Annotated in this window: 6 protein-coding genes; 3 read left to right on the top strand and 3 right to left on the bottom strand. The window is 74.3% G+C overall.

From position 1 onward, the window contains the following. The 3 genes from C1I95_RS32535 to C1I95_RS32525 form a co-directional block, all read left to right on the top strand. Positions 1 to 501 (top strand): TSUP family transporter (locus C1I95_RS32535; RefSeq protein ID WP_146605930.1); only part of this gene is annotated, 501 nt, incomplete at its 5' end. Positions 502 to 546: 45 nt separating this feature from the next. After that, positions 547 to 1,323, top strand: a complete 777-nt coding sequence (locus C1I95_RS32530) for a GNAT family N-acetyltransferase (RefSeq protein WP_111219773.1) — start codon at positions 547 to 549, stop codon at positions 1,321 to 1,323. Between the two features lie 51 nt (positions 1,324 to 1,374). After that, complete coding sequence (locus C1I95_RS32525; RefSeq protein WP_111219777.1) at positions 1,375 to 1,944, top strand: GNAT family N-acetyltransferase; 570 nt, start codon at positions 1,375 to 1,377, stop codon at positions 1,942 to 1,944. On the opposite strand, the gene def is transcribed toward C1I95_RS32525, so the two are convergent. From def to C1I95_RS32510, 3 genes are all read right to left on the bottom strand, one after another. Next, positions 1,927 to 2,433: a peptide deformylase gene (def, locus tag C1I95_RS32520; protein WP_111219771.1), complete on the bottom strand. Its 507-nt coding sequence runs from the start codon at positions 2,431 to 2,433 to the stop codon at positions 1,927 to 1,929. The genes C1I95_RS32525 and def overlap by 18 nt on opposite strands. 10 nt (positions 2,434 to 2,443) lie before the next feature. Beyond that, positions 2,444 to 3,235 carry a TetR/AcrR family transcriptional regulator gene (locus tag C1I95_RS32515; RefSeq protein ID WP_111219775.1) on the bottom strand — a complete coding sequence of 264 codons (792 nt, stop codon included), beginning with the start codon at positions 3,233 to 3,235 and terminating at the stop codon, positions 2,444 to 2,446. A gap of 60 nt (positions 3,236 to 3,295) precedes the next feature. Continuing rightward, a partial coding sequence (locus tag C1I95_RS32510) for a chorismate-binding protein (protein ID WP_199524013.1) occupies positions 3,296 to 3,867 on the bottom strand: 572 nt, incomplete at its 5' end.

The following is a 3,867-nucleotide window of genomic DNA, read 5'->3' as shown; positions in this document are numbered from 1 at the left end:
GCCCTGGCCGGAGCGGTGCCGCCGTCGGCGTACCGGCCGGTGGTGCTGGTGGTGCTGATGTCGGTGGCGCTGTTCGTGGTGTTGCGTCCCCGGCTCGGGGTGCTCGCCGTGCCGCAGCGGCGCACCCGTACCCGGATGGTGGTGGCGGTGCTGGTCGCCGGGGTGGGTATCGCCACCTACGACGGGTTGATCGGTCCGGGTACCGGCACGTTCCTGGTGGTGGCGTTCACCGCGCTGGTGGGTGCGGACTTCGTGCACGGCTCGGCGATGGCGAAGGTGGTCAACGCGGGCACCAACGCCGGTGCGCTGGCGGTGTTCGCGGTGACCGGGCACGTGTGGTGGCTGCTCGGGGCGGCGATGGCGGTGTGCAACATCGCCGGCGCGATGGTGGGGGCGCGGATGGCGCTGCGCCGTGGTTCGGGGTTCGTGCGGGTGGTGCTGCTGGTGGTGGTCCTCGCCCTGGTGGCGAAGCTGGGCTACGACCAGTGGCTGGCCGGGTGAGCGGTCGGGTGAGGGTGGCGGCACCCGGCATGTGATCATCGGCGGATGCCGGTGCGCGCGGAACACGATCGGGCTGTCCTGGCCGGGCTGCTGGGCCGGGATCCGGTGCTGCACGCCTACGAGCTGGGCGACCTGGACGACTTCTTCTGGCCGTACACGTCGTGGTATCGGCGTGGGGACGCGGTGGCGTTGCTGTACCACGGGGCGCAGCCGCCGACGCTGCTGGCGCTGGCCGGGCCGGCCGGGGTGGGTGAGTTGGCCGCGTTGCTGGGTGAGGTGGCGCCGGTGCTGCCGGCCCGGTTGGCGGCGCACCTGTCCCCCGGTCTGGAGGCGGCGCTGGCCGGATCGTTCCGGGTGACGTCGTCCGGGTTGCACCACAAGATGGCGTTGACCGATCCGCAGCGGCTGGCGGCGGTGTCGCCGGCCGGGGTGACGCTGGGCCGGGCGGACCTGCTGCGGCTGCACGACCTGTACGCCGCCGCGTACCCGGGCAACTGGTTCGACGCGCGGATGGTGGACACCGGCCGGTACGTGGGCGTCCGCGACGGTGACGCGCTGGTGGCGGTGGCCGGGGTGCACGTGTTCTCCCGGGCCTATCGGGTGGCGGCGCTGGGCAACGTGACCACCCACCCGGGGTGGCGGGGTCGGGGGCTGGCAGCGGCGGTGGTGGCCCGGTTGTGCGGGCTGCTGCGCGCCGACACCGACCACGTGACGTTGAACGTGAAGGCGGACAACGTCGCCGCGGTGCGGCTGTACGAGCGGTTGGGGTTCACCCGGGTCGCCGACTACGCCGAGTTCACTTTGACTGCGCGGGGACGCTGACGGCGCTGGCCGGGTGCGGCGGGCGCCGGCCGGCGGGTGACAATGGCGGCCATGGCCCAGGCGACGCTGCGTACCCCCCGGATCCTGCTCGTGCCGCTGGCCGACGAGCACCTGGCGCACGAGGTCGAGTTGGACGCCGATCCGGAGGTGATGCGCTATCTGGGGCCGGCGCGCTCTGCCGACGAGGTGCGTGTGGTGCACGAGCGGCGGCTGGCGGCCGCGCGGCAGGTGCCCGGCCTGGGTTTCTGGGTGGGTCTGGTCGACGGCGAGTTCGTCGGTTGGTGGATCCTGGAGCCGCCGCAGCGCCCCGACCAGGGGCCGGTGGCCGGGCAGGCCGAGCTGGGCTACCGGCTGCTGCGCCGGTACTGGCGGCAGGGGCTGGCCAGCGAGGGGGCCCGGGAGCTGATCCGGCACGGCTTCGCCGAGCTGGGGTTGCGGCGGATCTTCGCCGAGACGATGGCGGTCAACGCCGCGTCCCGGGCGACGATGGCCGCGGTGGGGATGCGGTACGTGCGGACCTTCCACCAGTCGTGGCCGGATCCGCTGCCCGGTGCGGAGCTGGGTGAGGTGGAGTACGAGATCACCCGCGAGGGGTGGGCGACCTCAGGCGCGGCGGGGTGAGTCGAAGCGGCCGGCGCGGATCTCCCGCAGGGCGCGGCGGCGGATCTCGCCGCGCAGGGTGTCGACGTACAGGCGCCCGGCCAGGTGGTCGGTCTCGTGTTGCAGGGCGCGGGCGAGGAAGCCGCTGCCGGCGATGGTGAGCGGTTCGCCGTGCTGGTCGAAGCCGTGGACGGTGGCGTGCAGGGCCCGGCGGGTCGGGAAGTACAGCCCGGGGATGGACAGGCATCCCTCGTCGTCGTCCTGGAGTTCCTCGGACACCTCCAGCACGGGGTTGATCATGTGGCCGCGGTGGCCGTCGGCGTCGTAGACGAAGACCTGGGCGCTGACGCCGATCTGCGGGGCGGCGACACCGGCGCGGCCGGGCGCGCCGAGCAGGGTGTCCATCAGGTCGGTGACCAGGTCGCGCAGCTCGGCGTCGAAGCTGGTGACCGGCTCGCAGGGGGTGCGCAGCACCGGGTCGCCGATGATTCGGATGTCCCGCATCGTCATGCCGGCAAGGCTATCGGTCGTCGGTGCCGGTCGCGCGGGTGCCCGGGCGGTCGCGGATCAGCACCTCGATGCCGTCGAGGATGCGGGCCAGGCCGAACTCGAAGGCGTGTGCGGGGTCGGTGGCGCCCTGGTACTGCTGGCCGGCGGCGCTGCCGACGCGGGCCGCCAGGGGGAACCGGCGGGCGTCGAGGGCCTTCTCCAGGTACGGGGCGTGGGCCTGCCACCACTGCTGTTCGGTCAGGCCGGTGCGGCCGGCGGCCTGGGCGGCCTCCACGGCGGTGCGTACGGCGCCGTGGACGTACCCGGTGACGAGGGTGACCACGGCGTCCATCTCCAGGTCGGTCAGGCCGATGCCGTCGACGGCGCGTAGTTCGTGTTCGTAGCTGGCGATGACGTGCGGGCCCAGCGCGGGGCGGGTGGTGGCGACCTGCAACAGCCACGGGTGGCGCAGGTGCAGCTGCCACCGGGTGCGGGCGACGTGTTCCAGGCGGGCCCGCCAGCCGCCGGGGGGCGGCTCGGCTGGGGCGAGTTCGCCGTGCACGGTGTCGACCATGACGTCGAGCAGTTCGCCCTTGCCGGGTACGTGGGTGTACAGCGACATGGTGCCCACGCCGAGGGTCTGGGCGACCCGGCGCATGGACAGGGCGGCCAGTCCCTCGGTGTCGGCGAGGTCGACGGCGGCCCGCACGATCCGGTCGACGGTCAGGTCGGGTCGGCCCTTGCGGCTGGCCCGTTCGCGGGTGCGCCACAGCAGGGCGAGGCTGCGCGCCGGGTCGCCGGTGCCGCTGTACTCGGTGCTCACCGGCTGCACTCTAGCCGCCGACTGCCGTACGCCGTACGGCGACGCGGGCCGGCGCGCTGGTCAGTCGAGGGTGGCCCGGACCGGGGCGGTCTTGGCCGCGGCCTCGGCGACCTCGGCGTCGGGGTCGCTGTCCCAGGTGATGCCGCCGCCGGCCCACACGTGCACGGCCTCGCCGTCGACGGCGGCGGTGCGGATGGTCAGCCCGAGGTCGACGCCGGCGGCGTCGACCCAGCCGAGGCCGCCCATGCTGGCGCCCCGGCCGACCGGTTCCAGCGCGGCGATGCGGTCCAGGGCGGCCAGCTTCGGCGCGCCGGTGACCGAGCCGCCGGGGCACACGGCGCGCAGCAGGTCGGCCAGGCCGAGGCCGTCGGCGGCCTCGGCGCGGACCGTGGACTCGGCCTGCCACAGGTCGCACCAGCGGCGTACGGCGAACAGGTCGTCGACGCGGACGCTGCCGGTGCGGGCGATGCGGGCCAGGTCGTTGCGCTCCAGGTCGACGATCATGATGTGTTCGGCGCGTTCCTTGGCCGAGGCGAGCAGGTCGGCGCGGCCGGCGGCGGTGGCCGGGCGGGTGCCCTTGATCGGGCGGGTGGTCAGGGTGCCGCCGCGGACCTCGATCAGGGTTTCCGGAC

The organism is Micromonospora craterilacus, from assembly GCF_003236315.1.
GTDB lineage: Bacteria > Actinomycetota > Actinomycetes > Mycobacteriales > Micromonosporaceae > Micromonospora > Micromonospora craterilacus.
The sequence above is the reverse complement of the archived record's forward strand: the minus strand, read 5'-3'. Positions and strand labels throughout refer to the sequence as shown.

Coding starts and splice junctions, on each gene's coding strand:
- C1I95_RS32530 (WP_111219773.1), top strand. CDS start 547: ATGCCGGTGCGCGCGGAACACGATCGGGCTGTCCTGGCCGGGCTGCTG.
- C1I95_RS32525 (WP_111219777.1), top strand. CDS start 1,375: ATGGCCCAGGCGACGCTGCGTACCCCCCGGATCCTGCTCGTGCCGCTG.
- def (WP_111219771.1), bottom strand. CDS start 2,433: ATGACGATGCGGGACATCCGAATCATCGGCGACCCGGTGCTGCGCACC.